This window comes from Acidovorax sp. ACV01 (genome assembly GCF_014851495.1).
GTDB lineage: Bacteria > Pseudomonadota > Gammaproteobacteria > Burkholderiales > Burkholderiaceae_C > Acidovorax > Acidovorax radicis.
Genome location: NZ_JACUZT010000008.1, coordinates 168826 through 185829, shown reverse-complemented (window position 1 = coordinate 185829; position 17004 = coordinate 168826). Strand labels below are relative to the sequence as shown.

At 59.4% G+C, this 17004-nt stretch carries 25 protein-coding genes and 1 tRNA gene; 21 read left to right on the top strand and 5 right to left on the bottom strand.

The features are described 5' to 3' along the window. Nucleotides 1-24 precede the first annotated feature (24 nt). From IB243_RS21775 to IB243_RS21680, 20 genes are all read left to right on the top strand, one after another. Entirely contained in the window at nt 25-1755 is a 1731-nt protein-coding gene (locus tag IB243_RS21775; protein ID WP_010466338.1) for an ABC transporter substrate-binding protein, read from the top strand. A gap of 186 nt (nt 1756-1941) precedes the next feature. After that, a complete protein-coding gene (locus tag IB243_RS21770; RefSeq protein WP_057272680.1) occupies nt 1942-3534 on the top strand; it encodes a glycerol-3-phosphate dehydrogenase/oxidase in 1593 nt (530 codons plus the stop codon). A 195-nt stretch (nt 3535-3729) separates the two neighbouring features. Then, on the top strand, nt 3730-4098 hold the full coding sequence (gene rplN, locus IB243_RS21765) for a 50S ribosomal protein L14 (protein ID WP_007861702.1): 369 nt from the start codon (nt 3730-3732) through the stop codon (nt 4096-4098). A 9-nt stretch (nt 4099-4107) separates the two neighbouring features. Then, nucleotides 4108-4428, top strand: coding sequence for a 50S ribosomal protein L24 (rplX, locus tag IB243_RS21760; RefSeq protein WP_010466332.1), 321 nt, complete (start codon nt 4108-4110; stop codon nt 4426-4428). A 9-nt stretch (nt 4429-4437) separates the two neighbouring features. Then, nucleotides 4438-4977, top strand: coding sequence for a 50S ribosomal protein L5 (rplE, locus tag IB243_RS21755; protein ID WP_010466330.1), 540 nt, complete (start codon nt 4438-4440; stop codon nt 4975-4977). 8 nt (nt 4978-4985) lie between these two features. After that, nucleotides 4986-5291: a 30S ribosomal protein S14 gene (rpsN, locus tag IB243_RS21750; RefSeq protein ID WP_007861712.1), complete on the top strand. Its 306-nt coding sequence runs from the start codon at nt 4986-4988 to the stop codon at nt 5289-5291. A 20-nt stretch (nt 5292-5311) separates the two neighbouring features. After that, nucleotides 5312-5707 carry a 30S ribosomal protein S8 gene (gene rpsH, locus IB243_RS21745; protein WP_008906523.1) on the top strand — a complete coding sequence of 132 codons (396 nt, stop codon included), beginning with the start codon at nt 5312-5314 and terminating at the stop codon, nt 5705-5707. A 25-nt stretch (nt 5708-5732) separates the two neighbouring features. Beyond that, on the top strand, nt 5733-6266 hold the full coding sequence (gene rplF, locus IB243_RS21740) for a 50S ribosomal protein L6 (protein ID WP_029414315.1): 534 nt from the start codon (nt 5733-5735) through the stop codon (nt 6264-6266). Between the two features lie 11 nt (nt 6267-6277). Then, nucleotides 6278-6643: a 50S ribosomal protein L18 gene (rplR, locus tag IB243_RS21735; RefSeq protein ID WP_010466322.1), complete on the top strand. Its 366-nt coding sequence runs from the start codon at nt 6278-6280 to the stop codon at nt 6641-6643. A gap of 17 nt (nt 6644-6660) precedes the next feature. Continuing rightward, nucleotides 6661-7179 carry a 30S ribosomal protein S5 gene (gene rpsE / locus IB243_RS21730; RefSeq protein ID WP_192429336.1) on the top strand — a complete coding sequence of 173 codons (519 nt, stop codon included), beginning with the start codon at nt 6661-6663 and terminating at the stop codon, nt 7177-7179. A gap of 13 nt (nt 7180-7192) precedes the next feature. Beyond that, a complete protein-coding gene (gene rpmD, locus IB243_RS21725) occupies nt 7193-7375 on the top strand; it encodes a 50S ribosomal protein L30 (protein WP_007861725.1) in 183 nt (60 codons plus the stop codon). 10 nt (nt 7376-7385) lie between these two features. After that, nucleotides 7386-7817, top strand: a complete 432-nt coding sequence (gene rplO, locus IB243_RS21720; RefSeq protein ID WP_010466313.1) for a 50S ribosomal protein L15 — start codon at nt 7386-7388, stop codon at nt 7815-7817. A gap of 24 nt (nt 7818-7841) precedes the next feature. Then, nucleotides 7842-9164, top strand: coding sequence for a preprotein translocase subunit SecY (gene secY / locus IB243_RS21715; RefSeq protein ID WP_029414314.1), 1323 nt, complete (start codon nt 7842-7844; stop codon nt 9162-9164). A gap of 144 nt (nt 9165-9308) precedes the next feature. Continuing rightward, nucleotides 9309-9422 carry a 50S ribosomal protein L36 gene (rpmJ, locus tag IB243_RS21710; RefSeq protein ID WP_005793651.1) on the top strand — a complete coding sequence of 38 codons (114 nt, stop codon included), beginning with the start codon at nt 9309-9311 and terminating at the stop codon, nt 9420-9422. A 23-nt stretch (nt 9423-9445) separates the two neighbouring features. Then, on the top strand, nt 9446-9811 hold the full coding sequence (gene rpsM / locus IB243_RS21705; RefSeq protein ID WP_008906516.1) for a 30S ribosomal protein S13: 366 nt from the start codon (nt 9446-9448) through the stop codon (nt 9809-9811). Between the two features lie 16 nt (nt 9812-9827). Then, nucleotides 9828-10232, top strand: coding sequence for a 30S ribosomal protein S11 (gene rpsK, locus IB243_RS21700; RefSeq protein WP_005793662.1), 405 nt, complete (start codon nt 9828-9830; stop codon nt 10230-10232). A 90-nt stretch (nt 10233-10322) separates the two neighbouring features. Then, nucleotides 10323-10946, top strand: coding sequence for a 30S ribosomal protein S4 (gene rpsD, locus IB243_RS21695; RefSeq protein WP_192429334.1), 624 nt, complete (start codon nt 10323-10325; stop codon nt 10944-10946). Nucleotides 10947-11058: 112 nt separating this feature from the next. Then, nucleotides 11059-12051 carry a DNA-directed RNA polymerase subunit alpha gene (gene rpoA / locus IB243_RS21690; protein ID WP_008906514.1) on the top strand — a complete coding sequence of 331 codons (993 nt, stop codon included), beginning with the start codon at nt 11059-11061 and terminating at the stop codon, nt 12049-12051. A gap of 120 nt (nt 12052-12171) precedes the next feature. Beyond that, a complete protein-coding gene (rplQ, locus tag IB243_RS21685) occupies nt 12172-12564 on the top strand; it encodes a 50S ribosomal protein L17 (RefSeq protein WP_029414313.1) in 393 nt (130 codons plus the stop codon). Nucleotides 12565-12586: 22 nt separating this feature from the next. Continuing rightward, nucleotides 12587-12663, top strand: a tRNA-Met gene (locus IB243_RS21680). A gap of 336 nt (nt 12664-12999) precedes the next feature. Here IB243_RS21680 and nhaR read toward each other — a convergent pair. After that, nucleotides 13000-13896, bottom strand: a complete 897-nt coding sequence (nhaR, locus tag IB243_RS21675) for a transcriptional activator NhaR (RefSeq protein WP_192429326.1) — start codon at nt 13894-13896, stop codon at nt 13000-13002. Nucleotides 13897-14047: 151 nt separating this feature from the next. Here nhaR and IB243_RS21670 point away from each other — a divergent pair, with 151 nt between their 5' ends. Beyond that, on the top strand, nt 14048-14593 hold the full coding sequence (locus tag IB243_RS21670) for an Rrf2 family transcriptional regulator (RefSeq protein ID WP_192429324.1): 546 nt from the start codon (nt 14048-14050) through the stop codon (nt 14591-14593). A gap of 106 nt (nt 14594-14699) precedes the next feature. Here IB243_RS21670 and IB243_RS21665 read toward each other — a convergent pair whose 3' ends face one another. The 4 genes from IB243_RS21665 to IB243_RS21650 all read right to left on the bottom strand — a co-directional run bounded on the left by IB243_RS21665 (nt 14700) and on the right by IB243_RS21650 (nt 16918). Then, nucleotides 14700-15293 (bottom strand): MarC family protein, encoded by a 594-nt coding sequence (locus tag IB243_RS21665; RefSeq protein ID WP_192429322.1) that lies wholly within the window; start codon nt 15291-15293, stop codon nt 14700-14702. Continuing rightward, nucleotides 15290-15703: a VOC family protein gene (locus tag IB243_RS21660; RefSeq protein ID WP_010466288.1), complete on the bottom strand. Its 414-nt coding sequence runs from the start codon at nt 15701-15703 to the stop codon at nt 15290-15292. Before IB243_RS21660 ends, IB243_RS21665 begins: the two co-directional genes overlap by 4 nt. Nucleotides 15704-15789: 86 nt before the next feature. Further along, nucleotides 15790-16161, bottom strand: a complete 372-nt coding sequence (locus IB243_RS21655) for a TraR/DksA family transcriptional regulator (RefSeq protein ID WP_057229922.1) — start codon at nt 16159-16161, stop codon at nt 15790-15792. 109 nt (nt 16162-16270) lie between these two features. Continuing rightward, entirely contained in the window at nt 16271-16918 is a 648-nt protein-coding gene (locus tag IB243_RS21650; protein WP_192429320.1) for a glutathione S-transferase, read from the bottom strand. Nucleotides 16919-17004: the final 86 nt, after the last annotated feature.

Here is a 17004-nt window from a genome sequence, read left to right as displayed (position 1 = left end):
GATGACTATGAGGAGACAGGCACTATGAAGACGCGGTACACAGCGCTGGCACTGGCAGTTGCGGTCATGACGGGCCAGGCCGCCATGGCGGGCGAGGCGGAAGCCAAGAAGTGGGTCGACAGCGAGTTTCAGCCGTCGACGCTGAGCAAGGACCAGCAGATGGCCGAGATGAAGTGGTTCATCGAAGCAGCCAAGAAGCTGCAAGCCAAGGGCGTGAAGGAAATCTCGGTGGTGTCTGAAACCATCACCACCCACGAATACGAATCCAAGACGCTGGCCAAGGCGTTCGAGGAAATCACTGGCATCAAGGTCAAGCACGACCTGATCCAGGAAGGCGACGTGGTCGAGAAGCTGCAGACCTCGATGCAGTCGGGCAAGTCGATCTATGACGGCTGGATCTCGGACTCGGACCTGATCGGTACGCACTACCGCTACGGCAAGATCATGAGCCTGACCGACTACATGGGCGGCGCGGGCAAGGAGTTCACGAACCCCGGCATCGACCTCAAGGACTACATCGGCACCAAGTTCACGACCGGCCCCGATGGAAAGATGTACCAGCTGCCTGACCAGCAGTTCGCCAACCTGTACTGGTTCCGCGCCGACCTGTTCGACCGCAAGGACATCAAGGACAAGTTCAAGGCCAAGTACGGCTACGACCTGGGCGTGCCGCTCAACTGGAGCGCCTACGAGGACATTGCCGAGTTCTTCACCAACGACGTGAAGAACATTGATGGCAAGCCCATCTATGGCCACATGGATTACGGCAAGAAGGACCCGTCGCTGGGCTGGCGTTTCACCGATGCCTGGCTGTCGATGGCCGGCACGGCCGACATCGGCGCGCCTAATGGCCTGCCGATCGACGAATGGGGCATCCGCGTGGCTGACGACAAGTGCACGCCGGTGGGCGCCTCGGTGGCCCGTGGTGGTGCTACCAACTCGCCTGCCGCCGTCTATGCGCTGACCAAGTACGTGGACTGGATGAAGAAGTACGCGCCCAAGGAAGCCACCGGCATGACCTTCGGCGAAGCCGGCCCCGTGCCCGCCCAGGGCCAGATCGCGCAGCAAATCTTCTGGTACACCGCCTTCACGGCCGACATGACCAAGCCCGGCCTGCCCGTGGTGAACGCGGACGGCACGCCCAAGTGGCGCATGGCCCCCGGCCCGAACGGCCCGTACTGGAAGCAAGGCATGCAAAACGGCTACCAGGACGTGGGCAGTTGGACCTTCTTCAAGGACCACGACGCGAACAAGACCGCCGCCGCCTGGCTCTATGCCCAGTTCGTGACGGCCAAGACCACGTCGCTCAAGAAGACCATCGTCGGCCTGACCCCGATCCGCGAAAGCGATATCCAGTCCAAGGCCATGACCGACCTGGCACCCAAACTGGGTGGCCTGGTGGAGTTTTACCGCAGCCCCGCCCGCGTGGCATGGTCGCCCACCGGTACCAACGTGCCTGACTACCCCAAGCTGGCCCAGCTGTGGTGGAAGAACGTGGCCCAGGCTGTGACGGGTGAGAAGACGCCCCAGGGCGCCATGGACACGCTCGCCGACGAAATGGACCAGGTGATGGCCCGCCTGGAGCGCGCTGGCATGGCGCATTGCGCTCCCAAGCTCAATCCAAAGAGCGACAACGCCAAGTGGCTGAGCGACAAGCAAGCGCCATGGGCCAAGTTGGCCAATGAGAAGCCAAAGGGTCAGACGATTGCGTACGGCACCCTGTTGCAGGCATGGAAAGACGGCAAGGCACGTTGATCTCCTGAGGTCGCGTTCCTGACGACCCCGCCGACGGCAGCCAGGGCTCACAAGGTCTCTGGCTGCCTTTTTCGCTCCATATCGCCCTCGGTGTCTCTGGCCCGAAGGCGCGTTTTCTCTTTTGGAAGTGCCAAGAATTTAAGGGTAAACCCTTAAATTTTGCTTCCCCCCATGGACAATCACCCCATGACCATTGCCACAGCCCCCCTTCCCACACGACGCGCCGACCTGCTGGCCCGTCTGGCCGAGCCGCACCAATACGACCTCGCTGTGATTGGCGGCGGGGCGACAGGGCTGGGTGTCGCACTGGATGCGGCGGCGCGTGGTTTCAGCGTGGTTTTGGTGGATTCCCACGACTTTGCCAAGGGGACCTCTTCCCGGGCCACCAAGCTGGTGCACGGGGGGGTTCGTTATCTGGCGCAGGGAAACATTGCTCTGGTCCGTGAAGCGTTGCACGAGCGCACAACGCTGCTAAACAATGCGCCGCATCTGGCGCAGCCTCTTCCGTTCGTCATGCCGTCGTACCGATTCTGGGAGACGCCTTTCTACGGCATCGGACTCATGATGTATGACGCACTGGCTGGAAAAGCCGGGCTTGGCGCGACCCAATTTCTGGGCCGTGCCCGCACCCTTGAATGCCTGCCCACAGCCCGTGCCGAGGGGCTCAAGGGTGGCGTCAAGTACTGGGATGGCCAGTTCGACGATGCCCGTCTTGCCCTGGCGCTGGCGCGGACTGCGGCGAGTCTGGGTGCCTTGCTGGTCAATTACTGTCCCGCGCGTGCCTTGGTGCATGAGGCTGGCAAGGTGGTTGGATTTACTTGTGAAGACTCCGACAGCGGGCAGCAATTCACGGTGCGCGCACGCACCGTGGTCAATGCCACCGGAGTTTGGGTGGACACCTTGCGCCAGATGGATGGCGAGGCCATCGGGCGGCCCGTCAAGCCCATCGTGGCGCCGAGCCAGGGGGTTCATATCGTGGTGGACCGGGAGTTCCTCCCGTCCGACCACGCCTTGATGGTGCCCAAGACCGCCGACGGTCGGGTCCTGTTTGCGGTGCCATGGCTGGGCAAGCTCATTCTGGGAACTACGGACAGTCCGCGCCAGGACATCGTGCGCGAGCCCGAGCCATTTGGGGAGGAGGTCCGTTTCATTCTGGAAGAGTCGGCCCGCTATCTCACCCGCGCCCCCAAGGTGGAGGACATCCGGAGTATCTGGGTCGGTCTGCGCCCTCTGGTCAAGCCGCAGGACGATGATGGCGACAACACCAAGAAGATCAGCCGGGAGCACACGGTGCTGGCCAGTCGCAGCGGCCTGATCACTGTGACGGGCGGTAAATGGACCACTTACCGTGCGATGGCTGAAGATGTGTTGCAAAAATGCTTCAGCACGGGACTGCTTCCGGAAAAGCCAGCCGGTGTCACGAACCATTTGCCCTTGGTCGGGACGCCCAAAGAAGCTGTCAAGCACCGCATCAGCGATGCCCAAGGGTTGCATTCCTATGGCGGGGAGGCGGCTGCCGTTCTGGGGCTCCCCGGTGCGCAGACTGCGCTTGGAGGCGGATTGACCGTCGCCATGGTGCGATTTGCCGCGCGTTTTGAGTACGCCCGTACGGTGGAAGACGTTCTTGCCCGCCGTTCCCGGCTGCTGTTCTTGGACGCCCGCAAGGCGATGGCTTTGGCGCCTTCTGTCGCAGAGCTGTTGCGCGAAGAACTGGGGGCAGATCCGCAGCTCGAAGCCTTTCTGGCACTGGCGCAACAGTATTTGCACGTGCCGGTGTGATAGGGCGCTTGACTTCTCCAAAGCTTTTGGCAATAATCGAGGGCTTCGCGTTTCCTACGTGAAGTTTCTGCCCAGCGGGAAGTGCTGCAAATGGTTTGCGGTGCGGACGACGGGCCCAAGACTGACTGGCTGATTTGCAGCCCTTGAGAAGTTCTCTGGGGCCGTGGTCTTCTGGTGCAAGTTGGGAATATTGAAATGATCCAGACAGAATCTCGGTTAGAGGTTGCCGACAATACCGGCGCCAAGTCCGTCCTTTGCATCAAGGTGCTGGGTGGCTCGAAGCGTCGCTATGCAAGCGTTGGCGACATCATCAAGGTGAGTATCAAAGAAGCCGCTCCGCGTGGCCGCGTCAAAAAAGGCGAGGTTTATAGCGCAGTGGTCGTTCGTACCGCAAAGGGCATCCGCCGCGGTGATGGCTCGCTCGTCAAATTCGACGGCAACGCAGCAGTGTTGCTGAATGCAAAGTTGGAGCCTATCGGCACCCGCATCTTTGGACCCGTGACGCGTGAACTGCGTACCGAGAAGTTCATGAAGATCGTGTCCTTGGCTCCTGAAGTTCTCTAAGGACGCGCCATGAACAAGATTCGCAAGGGCGACGAAGTCATCGTGCTGACAGGGCGCGATAAGGGCAAGCGCGGCACAGTGTCGCTGCGCAAGGATGACTCCTACGTGGTCATCGACGGCATCAACATGGTCAAGAAGCACGCCAAGCCAAACCCCATGAAGGGTACGACGGGCGGCATCGTTGAAAAGTCCATGCCAATTCATCAGTCCAACATTGCCATCTTCAATGCCGCTACTGGCAAGGCTGATCGCGTGGGCATCAAGGTGCAGGCCGACGGTTCACGCATTCGCGTGTTCAAGTCCAGCGGCGCTGAAATCAAGGCGGCCTAAGGGGTAAACATGGCACGACTGCAAGAAATTTACCGCGACAAAGTCGCTCCCGAACTGATCAAGCAGTTCGGCTACACCTCGCCGATGCAGGTTCCCCGTCTGACCAAGATCACCCTGAACATGGGCGTGAGCGAGGCAGTCTCGGACAAGAAGGTGATGGACAACGCTGTGGCTGATCTGACCAAGATTGCTGGTCAAAAGCCGGTGGTGACCAAGGCCAAGAAGGCTATCGCTGGTTTCAAGATCCGCGAAGGTCAGGCCATCGGTTGCATGGTCACGCTGCGTGGCGTGCAGATGTATGAGTTCCTGGACCGTTTCGTGACCGTGGCTCTGCCCCGCGTGCGTGACTTCCGTGGTATCTCCGGTCGTGCTTTTGACGGCCGCGGTAACTACAACATCGGCGTGAAAGAGCAGATCATTTTCCCTGAAATTGAGTACGACAAGGTCGACGCCCTGCGCGGTCTCAATATCAGCATCACCACGACGGCCCAGACCGATGAAGAAGCCAAGGCGCTTCTCGCTGGCTTCCGTTTCCCGTTCAAGAACTGAGGCGAAGCATGGCTAAAGTAGCTTTGATCCAGCGCGAACTGAAGCGCGAAAAACTGGCGGCCAAGTACGCAACCAAGTATGCGGAACTGAAAGCAATCGCTGGCGATGCCAAGCGCAGCGACGAAGAGCGTGATGCAGCCCGTTTGGGTCTGCAAAAGCTCCCACGCAATGCAAATCCCACGCGTCAGCGCAACCGTTGCGAAATCACCGGTCGTCCACGTGGCACCTTCCGTCAATTCGGTCTGGCTCGCGCCAAGATCCGCGAACTGGCTTTTGCAGGCGACATCCCCGGTGTCACCAAGGCCAGCTGGTAAGCAGGCAGGAGAGATTAAACATGAGCATGAGTGATCCCATCGCTGACTTGCTGACCCGCATCCGTAATGCACAGATGGTCGCCAAGGCCACGGTTCTGGTGCCTTCTTCCAAAGTGAAGATTGCCATCGCCCAGGTGCTGAAGGACGAAGGTTATATCGACGGCTTCCAGGTGAAAACCGAAGCTGGCAAGTCGGAACTCGAAATTGCCCTGAAGTACTACGCAGGTCGCCCCGTGATTGAGCGCATCGAGCGTGTCAGCCGCCCCGGACTGCGTGTCTACAAAGGCCGTGATTCCATTCCACAAGTCATGAACGGTCTGGGTGTGGCAATTGTCACGACGCCCAAGGGTGTGATGACTGATCGCAAAGCGCGTGCTACCGGTGTCGGTGGCGAAGTGCTCTGCTACGTGGCCTAACCCGCGGCATTGAGGAGAAACTGAAATGTCCCGAGTAGGAAAAATGCCCGTGACCATCCCCGCTGGCGTGGATGTGTCCGTGAAAGATGACCAGATCTCTGTCAAGGGTTCTGGCGGCGCCCTGTCGCTTGCACAAAATGTGCTGGTGAAGGTGTCGAGCAATGAAGGCAAGCTCAGCTTTGAGCCTGTCAATGACTCCCGCGAAGCCAATGCCATGAGCGGCACGATTCGTCAGTTGGTCAACAACATGGTGGTCGGCGTCAGCAAGGGTTTCGAAAAGAAACTGAGCTTGGTTGGCGTGGGTTACAAGGCCGCTGCTTCGGGTTCCAAGCTGAACCTGGCTGTTGGTTATTCGCATCCGGTCAATATCGAAATGCCCGCTGGTATTACGGTGGCTACCCCAACCCCCACTGAAGTGGTGGTCAAGGGTGCTGATCGTCAACGCGTCGGTCAAATCGCTGCTGAGATTCGTGCTGTTCGTCCTCCCGAGCCCTACAAGGGCAAGGGTATCCGCTACGCGGACGAAAAGATCACGATCAAAGAGACCAAGAAGAAATAAGGAGCTGCAACATGTTGACCAAGAAAGAGCAGCGTCTTCGTCGTTCGCGCCAGACACGCATCCGCATTGCACAGCAAGGCGTGGCGCGTCTCACCGTGAACCGCACGAACCTCCATATCTATGCCAGCGTGATTTCTGGCGACGGCAGCAAGGTGTTGGCAAGTGCCTCCACTGCAGAAGCCGACGTGCGCAAGGAACTCGGTGGTTCGGGCAAGGGTGGCAACGCCGCCGCCGCCACGGCCATTGGCAAGCGCATTGCTGAAAAGGCAAAGGCTGCAGGCGTCGAGAAGGTTGCATTTGATCGCGCAGGCTTTGCCTACCACGGTCGCGTCAAGGCCCTGGCCGACGCAGCCCGTGAAGCCGGCCTGCAGTTCTAAGCGGAGCGGAATACAAAATGGCTAAATTTCAACCCAAAGTGCAGACCGAAGGTCAAGACGACGGTCTGCGCGAAAAAATGATCGCGGTCAACCGCGTGACCAAAGTCGTGAAGGGTGGCCGTATTCTCGGTTTCGCTGCACTGACTGTGGTTGGCGACGGTGATGGCCGCGTTGGCATGGGCAAGGGCAAGTCCAAGGAAGTGCCTGCTGCTGTGCAAAAAGCGATGGAAGAATGCCGTCGCAACCTGGTCAAGGTTGCGCTCAAGAGCGGCACCATTCACCACTCGGTGAAGGGTCACCACGGTGCGGCTTCGGTGGAACTCCACCCAGCTCCCAAGGGTACCGGCATCATCGCTGGCGGCCCCATGCGCGCTGTTTTCGAAGTGGTGGGCATCACCGACATCGTGGCCAAGAGCCATGGTTCGTCGAACCCCTACAACATGGTCCGTGCCACCTTTGATGCGCTCGTCAATTCGACCACCCCGTCGAATGTGGCAGCCAAGCGCGGCAAGACGGTCGAAGACATCTTCGCCTGATAGGAAGCTGGAAATGACTACGCAACAAACCGTCAAGATTCAACTGGTGCGCAGCCCGATTGGCACCAAGGAATCGCACCGCGCTACCGTTCGCGGCCTGGGTCTGCGCAAGCTCAATAGCGTGAGCGAACTGCAGGACTCGCCCGAAGTGCGCGGCATGATTAACAAGATCAGCTATCTGGTCAAAGTCCTCTGAGAGATAGATCATGGAACTCAATAGCATCAAGCCCGCAGACGGCGCCAAGCATGCCAAGCGCCGCGTAGGCCGTGGTATCGGCTCCGGCCTGGGCAAGACCGCTGGCCGTGGTCACAAGGGTCAGAAGTCTCGCGCCGGTGGTTACCATAAGGTTGGCTTTGAAGGCGGTCAAATGCCTTTGCAACGCCGCTTGCCCAAGCGTGGCTTCAAGTCGCACTTGCTCAAGTTCAACGCAGAAGTGACGTTGACGGCATTGGATCAACTCGGCCTGGCCGAAGTGGATGTGCTGGCTCTGAAGCAAGCTGGTCTGATCGGTGAACTGGCTAAGGTGGTGAAGGTCATCAAGAGCGGTTCCCTGACCAAGGCTGTCAAGCTGAATGGCGTGGGCGCTACGGCTGGTGCCAAGGCAGCGATTGAAGCTGCTGGCGGCAGCGTCGCCTGAGTGTGACTCTGAAGGAAGGCATCTGTGGCTACTAGCGCAGCTCAAATTGCAAAGACCGGTAAGTTCGGCGACCTGCGCCGTCGTCTGGTTTTTCTGTTGCTTGCGCTGGTCGTGTATCGCATCGGGGCTCATATCCCTGTGCCCGGTATCGATCCAGCCCAACTCCAACAGCTCTTCAGTGGCCAGCAAGGCGGGATACTGAATCTGTTCAACATGTTCTCGGGTGGTGCGCTTTCGCGTTTCACGGTTTTCGCGCTGGGGATCATGCCGTACATCTCGGCATCGATCATCATGCAGTTGATGACTTATGTGGTTCCCACATTCGAGCAGTTGAAGAAGGAAGGCGAAGCCGGTCGCAGGAAAATCACGCAGTACACGCGGTATGGCACCTTGGGTCTTGCTCTGTTCCAGTCGTTGGGTATTGCGGTGGCGCTGGAAAGTTCTGCAGGTCTTGTGCTCAGTCCTGGTTTCGGGTTCCGTATGACGGCTGTTGTCAGCCTGACAGCTGGCACGATGTTTCTGATGTGGCTGGGTGAGCAGATCACAGAGCGGGGTTTGGGCAACGGAATCTCGATCCTGATCTTTGCAGGTATCGCTGCTGGCCTGCCAAGTTCCATCGGTGGTCTTCTGGAATTGGTTCGTACAGGTGCCATGAGCATTCTGGCCGCTATCTTCATCGTCCTCGTGGTTGGTCTGGTGACCTACTTCGTGGTGTTCGTGGAGCGTGGCCAACGCAAGATATTGGTGAATTACGCTCGTCGGCAGGTGGGTAATAAGGTCTATGGCGGTCAGTCGTCGCATTTGCCCTTGAAGCTCAACATGGCAGGCGTGATTCCTCCGATCTTTGCTTCGTCGATCATTCTGTTGCCGGCAACCGTAGTGAATTGGTTCAGCGCGGGTGAATCGATGCGCTGGTTGAAGGACATTTCGGGCGCACTGACCCCAGGTCAGCCGATCTACGTGATGTTCTATGCCGCTGCAATCATCTTCTTCTGCTTTTTCTACACGGCCCTGGTTTTCAACAGCCGGGAAACTGCAGACAACCTGAAGAAGAGCGGTGCGTTCATTCCAGGCATCCGCCCGGGTGAGCAAACGGCACGTTATATCGACAAGATTCTGGTTCGCCTGACTCTGGCGGGCGCTGTCTACATCACCTTTGTGTGTTTGCTGCCAGAGTTCCTGATCTTGAAGTACAACGTTCCGTTCTACTTTGGTGGAACCTCGCTGCTGATCATTGTGGTTGTGACCATGGACTTCATGGCCCAGGTTCAAAACTACATGATGTCGCAACAGTACGAATCGCTGCTCAAGAAGGCCAACTTCAAAGGCAATGCAGGTGGCGGTTGATGATGAGGAAGGTAGTGTTCGCATCGCGACACTGCCTGCAAGAACTGGATATCGGTTGAGTTGGCGCCCCACGATTTTTCGCGGGCACAAATTGTGTTCCGTGCGAAACAGCCGGGACGGATGGACAAGTTTTAGGAGAATGCAATGAGAGTTTCGGCTTCGGTCAAAAAAATCTGCCGCAACTGCAAGATCATCCGCCGCAAGGGTGTGGTGCGCGTGATCTGCACGGATCTGCGTCACAAGCAGCGCCAAGGTTGATTGGAAAGTATTAGAGGACGCATATGGCACGTATCGCTGGCATTAACATTCCGCCGCACAAGCACGCGGAAATCGGTTTGACCGCCATTTTTGGCATTGGTCGCACCCGCGCTCGCAAGATTTGCGAAGCAACTGGTATCGCTTACTCCAAGAAGATCAAGGATCTGACGGACGGCGATCTGGAAAAAATTCGCGAGCAAATCGAGCAGTTCACCATTGAAGGTGACCTGCGCCGCGAAACCACCATGAACATCAAGCGATTGATGGACATCGGCTGCTATCGTGGCTTCCGCCATCGCCGCGGTCTGCCAATGCGTGGTCAGCGCACCCGTACCAATGCACGCACTCGCAAGGGTCCGCGCAAGGGTGCAGCTGCACTGAAGAAATAAAGATTGAAAGATCATCATGGCTAAGTCTCCTGCCAATAACGCAGCTCAGCGCGTTCGCAAGAAGGTCCGGAAGAACGTTTCGGACGGTATTGCACACGTGCACGCCTCGTTCAACAACACCATCATCACGATCACCGATCGCCAAGGCAATGCCTTGTCGTGGGCTTCGTCCGGTGGCCAAGGTTTCAAGGGCTCACGCAAGTCCACTCCTTTCGCAGCTCAAGTGGCTTCGGAAGTGGCTGGCCGCGCTGCCATCGACCAAGGTATCAAGAACCTTGACGTTGAAATCAAGGGCCCTGGTCCTGGCCGTGAATCTTCGGTGCGCGCACTGGGCGCACTGGGCATCCGCATCACGTCGATTTCTGACGTGACCCCGGTGCCCCACAACGGCTGCCGCCCTCAAAAGCGTCGTCGTATCTAATCTCTCTAAGCCCACCGCCGCCTGTGAACGCGCAAGCGCCTCAGGCGGCTCCCGCAATGGTTTGCGGTAGATGACACAAAGGAAGCTCAAGTGGCACGTTACCTCGGCCCCAAGGCCAAACTCTCCCGCCGTGAAGGCACGGACCTGTTCCTGAAGAGCGCCCGTCGCTCGATCGCCGACAAGTCCAAATTCGACTCCAAGCCTGGTCAGCATGGCCGCACCTCTGGTGCCCGTACCTCTGACTATGGTCTGCAACTGCGTGAAAAGCAGAAGGTCAAGCGCATGTACGGCGTGCTGGAGAAGCAATTCCGTCGCTACTTCGAAGCCGCTGACGGCAAAAAGGGCAACACCGGCGCAAACCTGCTGTTTCTGCTGGAATCGCGTCTGGACAATGTGGTGTACCGCATGGGTTTCGGCTCGACCCGCGCTGAAGCGCGTCAGCTGGTGTCCCACAAAGCGATCACCGTGAACGGCAAGTCCGTGAACATCGCTTCGTACCTCGTGAAGACGGGCGACGTGGTTGCAGTGCGTGAAAAGTCGAAGAAACAAAACCGCGTTGTGGAAGCCCTGCAACTCGCCGCTCAAGTAGGCATGCCGGCTTGGGTGGAAGTGGATGCTGAAAAGGCTGAAGGCATCTTCAAGAAGGTGCCAGACCGTGATGAGTTTGGCGCCGACATCAACGAATCACTGATCGTTGAGTTGTACTCGCGCTAATCGCTCGGTACGTATTTCGAGAAAACCGTCCCTAAACCGCGAGGCATCGCGGTTTAGGCGCTTCACCAGCCTTACCGGTGTAACGAGCTGGGGGTATTGAGAGGAAGTCTGAATGCAAACCAATTTGCTGAAACCCAAGGCGATCAATGTCGAGCAGCTTGGCCACAATCGTGCCAAGGTCGCACTGGAGCCGTTCGAGCGTGGGTACGGCCACACGCTGGGCAACGCCATTCGGCGCGTCCTGCTCTCGTCCATGGTGGGTTACGCAGCGACGGAAGTCACCATTGCAGGCGTTCTGCATGAGTACTCGTCCATTGACGGCGTTCAAGAAGATGTGGTCAACATCCTGCTGAACCTCAAGGGCGTGGTGTTCAAGCTGCACAACCGTGACGAAGTCACGTTGAGCCTGCGCAAGGATGGCGAAGGTGTGGTCACGGCGCGTGATATCCAGACCCCTCATGACGTGGAAATCGTCAACCCTGACCATGTAATTGCCAACCTGTCGGCTGGCGGCAAGCTGGACATGCAGATCAAGGTCGAGAAGGGCCGTGGCTACGTGCCTGGCAGCCTGCGCCGCTATGCAGACGAATCGACCAAGTCGATTGGGCGTATTGTGCTGGACGCATCGTTCTCCCCTGTGAAGCGCGTGAGCTACACGGTGGAAAGCGCCCGCGTGGAGCAGCGTACCGACCTGGACAAGCTGGTCGTCGAGATCGAGACCAATGGTGCTATCACTGCCGAAGACGCAGTGCGTGCATCGGCCAAGATCCTGGTGGAACAACTGGCTGTGTTTGCACAACTGGAAGGCGGCGAGCTGGCCGCGTTCGATGCACCTGCAGGTCCACGCGGCAACGCTACGTTCGATCCGATCCTGCTGCGTCCTGTGGACGAGCTTGAACTGACCGTGCGTTCGGCCAACTGCCTGAAGGCTGAGAACATCTACTACATCGGTGACCTGATCCAGCGCACCGAGAACGAGTTGCTCAAGACGCCTAACCTGGGCCGTAAGTCGCTGAACGAGATCAAGGAAGTGCTCGCATCGCGTGGTCTCACGCTGGGCATGAAATTGGAGAACTGGCCACCAGCCGGTCTGGACAAGCGTTAAGTTATAATTCTGGGCTCTCCGAATAGGAGGGCTTGGTTTTTGGTTCCCTTGAAGGGGACAGTGCCTCGGGCAGTACCTTATACGGCTGCCTGATTTAATTTTAAATAAGGAAAAAGCACCATGCGTCACGGTCACGGCCTCCGCAAACTCAATCGCACTAGCTCGCACCGCCTTGCGATGCTGCAGAACATGATGAACTCGATCATCGAGCACGAAGTCATCAAGACCACCGTCCCCAAGGCCAAGGAACTGCGCCGTGTGATCGAACCCATGATCACCCTGGCCAAGGTGGACACCGTTGCCAATCGCCGCCTGGCTTTTAACCGCTTGCGCGATCGTGACAGCGTCACCAAGCTGTTCAACGACCTGGGCCCCCGCTTCAATGCGCGTCCTGGTGGCTACACCCGTATTCTGAAGATGGGCTTCCGCGTGGGCGACAACGCCCCTATGGCCCTGGTTGAACTGGTGGATCGTGCAGCTGAAACTGAAAATAATTCGGCAGCAGCTGAATAATAGGGTATAATTTATTTCTTACCGCGCGATGGAGCAGTCTGGTAGCTCGTTGGGCTCATAACCCAAAGGTCGGAGGTTCAAATCCTTCTCGCGCAACCAAAAAATAGCAGGCATCTGCTAAGCAAAACGCCCACTTGATAGTGGGCGTTTTTGTTTGTGGGCCTTGGCTGGCGCTGCGCCCACACGTGTCAGGCAATTGCTGTGTCCTGCTGGGGCAAGTGATGAGGGCAGCCCTCCGTTAGCCCGTCGCGCGTACTCAACGGGGCAAATACCCTGGTGGCTCAGGGAGGTGGCGGCTGTGTTCAGCTATTGCGCCAACTGACCCCATTGCTGAGCACCGGTTTTCTGTAGCTACAGCAAAGCCGCTTTGGCTGTGACAGGGCAGCTCCTCGCGGGGAATTCCCTGCGCAGTTGTAGCCCGCATCGGGAGGTCGCTCATCGCCCAAAAAGATCAGCCTTTGCCGCCTTGGTAATTGCCACCACGCAAGGGTGCGTGATGCGCCGCTCCACGGAGATTGCAAAAAACTCCTCGACCAGCTCTGTAGTGCGACCGATCACCTCGACACCGAACTGGGTGGTGGTTTCCGCGTCCAGAACCGTGGGTGAGGTAAAAACTCCCCGGCCTTCGCGGCCGAAGGCGTTCATGAGGGCGCTGTCATCGAACTCTCCCACGATCCGGGGCTGAAGATGGTGTTTATTGAGCCAGTGGTCGAGCTGCTGGCGCACAGAGGACATGGGCCCCTGGATGAGCATGGGGGCTCCTTGGAGGCATTGGGGGAATGTTCCGTCCAGCTGCGCCCTCAGGCTAGGCGCGCTGAAAAAACTCATGCCGCTGGTTCCCAAAGGGTGGTTGAACGCCTTGACACCGATCTTCTTGGAGACCGGCTCGTCCGCGAGCACCAGATCGAGCTTGTGCAGGCTCAGTTGTGCAATCAGTTCTGGAAATTTCCCCTCCTGGCAGGTCATGTGTACCTGCTCAGGCATTCCAAGCGCCGGCTCCAGAAGGTGATAGGCCACGGATTTGGCAATGGAGTCGGCCACCCCCACACGAAATTCCAGCGGCTTGGCCTGGCCACGCGAGAGGCGGATGGATTTCTCCAACTCGTCACCCAGCGCAAAGATCTGTTCGGCGTATCCCAGGGCAACACGGCCTTCGCTGGTGAGTTCCAGGCCGCGCCCACGTTTGCGAAACAGGTCGTGGCCCAGCCATTCCTCCAGTTGCTTGATCTGGCCGGACAGCGTCTGGGGCGTGGTGTGCAGTTGTTCTCCAGCGCGCATGACGCCGCCGGCTTTGGCAACTGTCCAGAAATATCGGAGGTGTTTAAAGTTCATGGGGGTAGATACTTCGGAAAAAGCGAATTATTTGCTTTGATAAAACGAATATACGCGAAGTATCAAACGCCCTACATTGAACGCTTGGCCCCATTCCGCAGCGGTTCGCGCAGCGGTCTGGAACTGTCAACGTTCACAAGGAGTAGCAACGATGCGGATCACCACCCGAGGACAACTTGCGGTATCGGCAATGACGGATTTGGCACTGCGCCAGAAAATGCGGCCGGTAGCACTGTCGACGATCAGCGCACGGCAGGGCACCTCGCTGTCGTACCTGGAGCAGCTGTTCAGTGCCCTGCGGCGTGCCGGGCTCGTGGACAGCACACGCGGCCCTGGCGGCGGCTACACCCTGGCCCGGAACACCGACCAGATCTCGGTTGCCGAGATCATCCTGGCCGTCGAAAACCTCAAGACTGACGATCTGCAAAGCCTGGATGTCGGCCAGGCTGCCCAGGTGAAGTCGATGACGGGTGAACTTTGGTCCACCTTCAACGCGCGGGTCATGGAATACCTGCAGTCAGTGACTTTGCAGGACCTTGTGGCCGAGCAGCATGCCAAGGGGGTGGTTGCAGAGGAGATAGCGCCTGTCGCACCCCGGCCCAAGCTGAACGCCAAGCCACGCCCTCTGATGGCGCGGGTGGGGGTGCCCAACTCGGTGTTCGCACTGGGCACCATCCCGTTGCTGCAACGCCGTTGAGCTTGCGCGCCGGCGGCGCACGGTAGTCGCCGGCATGCCAGCACTCCGGGCGGAGCGGAGGTGGAATCCCCGGTTCCCCTCCCTCGCTTTTGGGGGCGCGCGGCGGCTACAGCTGCTGCGCGAGCTGCTTGATCCCCCGGATCAGCATCTCCACCGAGATGGCGACCAGGATCAAGCCCATCAGGCGTTCAAACGCCATCACCACGCGTTCTCCCACCAGGCGCTGGATGCGTTCGGCCATCAACAGCACCACGGCGCACACGGCCATGGTGACGCACAGTGCGCCCACCCATTCCCACCGGCGCTCGGGGGCCTGGGCCACCAGCAACATCACCGTGGCCAGGGCTGAGGGGCCCGCCAAGGCCGGAATGGCCAGTGGCACGATCAGCGGCTCTCCAGGCAATTCGGCCTGTGGCCCGGATTCGGGCGGAAAGATCATGCGCAGTGCGATCAGAAACAGCACGACGGCGCCAGCTAGCTGCAGCGAAAGATCGCTCAGGTTCATCACCCGCAGAAACTCCGCCCCGAAAAACAGGAACACCAGCAGCAGCGCAAACGCGATCAGCACCTCCCGCAGGATCACTCGCGCCCGCCGTTCGGGCGCCACGCCGCGCAGTGCGTTGGCAAAAATGGGGATGTTGCCCAGCGGATCCGTGATCAGCAACAGCAAGATGGTGGCCGATGCGAAGGTGTAGCTCACGGTGCGTACACCGCGTCCAGCGAGCGAAAGCCCTTGATCTCGATGGGATTGCCGCTCGGGTCGTGAAAGAACATCGTCCACTGTTCCCCGGGCTGGCCTTCAAAACGCACCTGTGGCTCCAGGACAAAGGCGGTGCCCGCTGCTTTCAGGCGTGCGGCCAGCGCATGCCAGTCGGGCAATTCCAGGATGGCGCCGAAGTGCGGCATGGGCACCAGGTGATTGCCGACATGGCCCGTACGGGCGCTGGAAAACGGTGTGCCCAGGTGCAGCGAGATCTGGTGGCCAAAGAAATCAAAGTCCACCCAGGTGTCAGTGCTTCGGCCTTCCTGGCAGCCCAGCACACCGCCGTAGAAGCGGCGGGCGGCATCGAGGTCGGTCACGTGAAAGGCGAGGTGAAACAGGCTGCGCATCCTGCAAAGGATAGCAGCCAGTATGGGTACGTGGGCGGAGGTTTTGCTGGAAGTGATGGCGGAACGCTGGAGCAGCGTGCGCCGATTCAGGCTGCGCGGCGATGCTGCTCGGCCTTCTCCTGGCAATGCACGCAGCGCGCAGCTTCGGGGGTGGCATGCAGGCGGGCGGCGGTGATGTGGGTGCCGCAGTCCGTGCATTCACCGTACGTGTCGGCTTCGATGCGGGCCAAAGCAGCTTCCACGGCGGCCAGATGGGTGGTTTCGCGTTCGTCCAGCGCAAATTCCAATTCACGCTCGGTGGCCAGCTGGGCCCGTGGGTCCTCGGGCTGGCCAAAGTGGTCGGCAGCGGCCTCTGCACGGCCTATGACGCCGCCGCGCTGCGCAGCCAACTGCGCCCGCAGCCCGGATTGCTGAGCGAGCAGCAGTTGGCGGAATGGGGCGGCTTGGGTCTTGTCCATGTGGTGTCTCCTCGGGTGAGCGGATACCTGCATGGTGCGCCTGCGTGCAGAGCCCCTGGTTGACCAGGGTCAAGGGATGACGCCCCTGCTCCTTGCAGAAGAAGGGCGCTTAGCGCTTGGGCGGCCGTGCCAGCATCTCCGCGGTATTGGTCTTGCGATCGGCATTCACGCGCTGCACGTGCGGGCGCTCGGCCATGCGGGTCAGGTACTCCCGCGCCGGCAGGCCAGCCAGGTAGTCGCGGCCATAGATGATCTTGGTGGCCGAGCTGACCAGCGGCAAGTGCACGATGGCGGCGCAATCGGCCAGGGTGAAGGTGTCGCCACCCACGTAGGGGCTGAACTTTGCCAGCTGGCCGAAGGCGGCAATGTTCTTTTCCAGTTGCGCCCCCACCTTTTCCTTGGCGGTATCGCTCACCGTGCCGCCAAAAAAGGCCTGCGGGTACAGGTTGCGCGCCACCAGCTCCAGGTGCAGCTCCAGAAAGGTGATCAGCTCGCGCACCTTGGCGGCCTGGTAGGGGTCGGCGGGGATAAGTGGGTGCGCGGGGTGGGCTGCCTCGATGTAGTCGGCGATCACCGCGGATTCGCACAGCGGCCCCTCGGGGGTGCGCAGGTAGGGCACCTTGCCCAGCGGGCTGGCGCTGCGGTCGGTCTCGCCCACCCAGGCAAGTTCCTCGGTGAAGGGCAGGCCCTTTTCGAGCAGGGCGAGTTTGACCTTGTTGTAGTAGTTGCTGGCCGAAAAGCCGCAGAGTGTCAGCATGGTGTTGTCTCCGATGTAGGGGTGAATGCAGCACGCATCCTAGGTGCGGGCGGGGGCGCAGTCCGTCGCACAGATGACCTCCGTCA

Coding starts and splice junctions, on each gene's coding strand:
- IB243_RS21775 (WP_010466338.1), top strand. CDS start 25: ATGAAGACGCGGTACACAGCGCTGGCACTGGCAGTTGCGGTCATGACG.
- IB243_RS21770 (WP_057272680.1), top strand. CDS start 1,942: ATGACCATTGCCACAGCCCCCCTTCCCACACGACGCGCCGACCTGCTG.
- rplN (WP_007861702.1), top strand. CDS start 3,730: ATGATCCAGACAGAATCTCGGTTAGAGGTTGCCGACAATACCGGCGCC.
- rplX (WP_010466332.1), top strand. CDS start 4,108: ATGAACAAGATTCGCAAGGGCGACGAAGTCATCGTGCTGACAGGGCGC.
- rplE (WP_010466330.1), top strand. CDS start 4,438: ATGGCACGACTGCAAGAAATTTACCGCGACAAAGTCGCTCCCGAACTG.
- rpsN (WP_007861712.1), top strand. CDS start 4,986: ATGGCTAAAGTAGCTTTGATCCAGCGCGAACTGAAGCGCGAAAAACTG.
- rpsH (WP_008906523.1), top strand. CDS start 5,312: ATGAGCATGAGTGATCCCATCGCTGACTTGCTGACCCGCATCCGTAAT.
- rplF (WP_029414315.1), top strand. CDS start 5,733: ATGTCCCGAGTAGGAAAAATGCCCGTGACCATCCCCGCTGGCGTGGAT.
- rplR (WP_010466322.1), top strand. CDS start 6,278: ATGTTGACCAAGAAAGAGCAGCGTCTTCGTCGTTCGCGCCAGACACGC.
- rpsE (WP_192429336.1), top strand. CDS start 6,661: ATGGCTAAATTTCAACCCAAAGTGCAGACCGAAGGTCAAGACGACGGT.
- rpmD (WP_007861725.1), top strand. CDS start 7,193: ATGACTACGCAACAAACCGTCAAGATTCAACTGGTGCGCAGCCCGATT.
- rplO (WP_010466313.1), top strand. CDS start 7,386: ATGGAACTCAATAGCATCAAGCCCGCAGACGGCGCCAAGCATGCCAAG.
- rpmJ (WP_005793651.1), top strand. CDS start 9,309: ATGAGAGTTTCGGCTTCGGTCAAAAAAATCTGCCGCAACTGCAAGATC.
- rpsM (WP_008906516.1), top strand. CDS start 9,446: ATGGCACGTATCGCTGGCATTAACATTCCGCCGCACAAGCACGCGGAA.
- rpsK (WP_005793662.1), top strand. CDS start 9,828: ATGGCTAAGTCTCCTGCCAATAACGCAGCTCAGCGCGTTCGCAAGAAG.
- rpoA (WP_008906514.1), top strand. CDS start 11,059: ATGCAAACCAATTTGCTGAAACCCAAGGCGATCAATGTCGAGCAGCTT.
- rplQ (WP_029414313.1), top strand. CDS start 12,172: ATGCGTCACGGTCACGGCCTCCGCAAACTCAATCGCACTAGCTCGCAC.
- nhaR (WP_192429326.1), bottom strand. CDS start 13,896: ATGAACTTTAAACACCTCCGATATTTCTGGACAGTTGCCAAAGCCGGC.
- IB243_RS21670 (WP_192429324.1), top strand. CDS start 14,048: ATGCGGATCACCACCCGAGGACAACTTGCGGTATCGGCAATGACGGAT.
- IB243_RS21660 (WP_010466288.1), bottom strand. CDS start 15,703: ATGCGCAGCCTGTTTCACCTCGCCTTTCACGTGACCGACCTCGATGCC.
- IB243_RS21655 (WP_057229922.1), bottom strand. CDS start 16,161: ATGGACAAGACCCAAGCCGCCCCATTCCGCCAACTGCTGCTCGCTCAG.
- IB243_RS21650 (WP_192429320.1), bottom strand. CDS start 16,918: ATGCTGACACTCTGCGGCTTTTCGGCCAGCAACTACTACAACAAGGTC.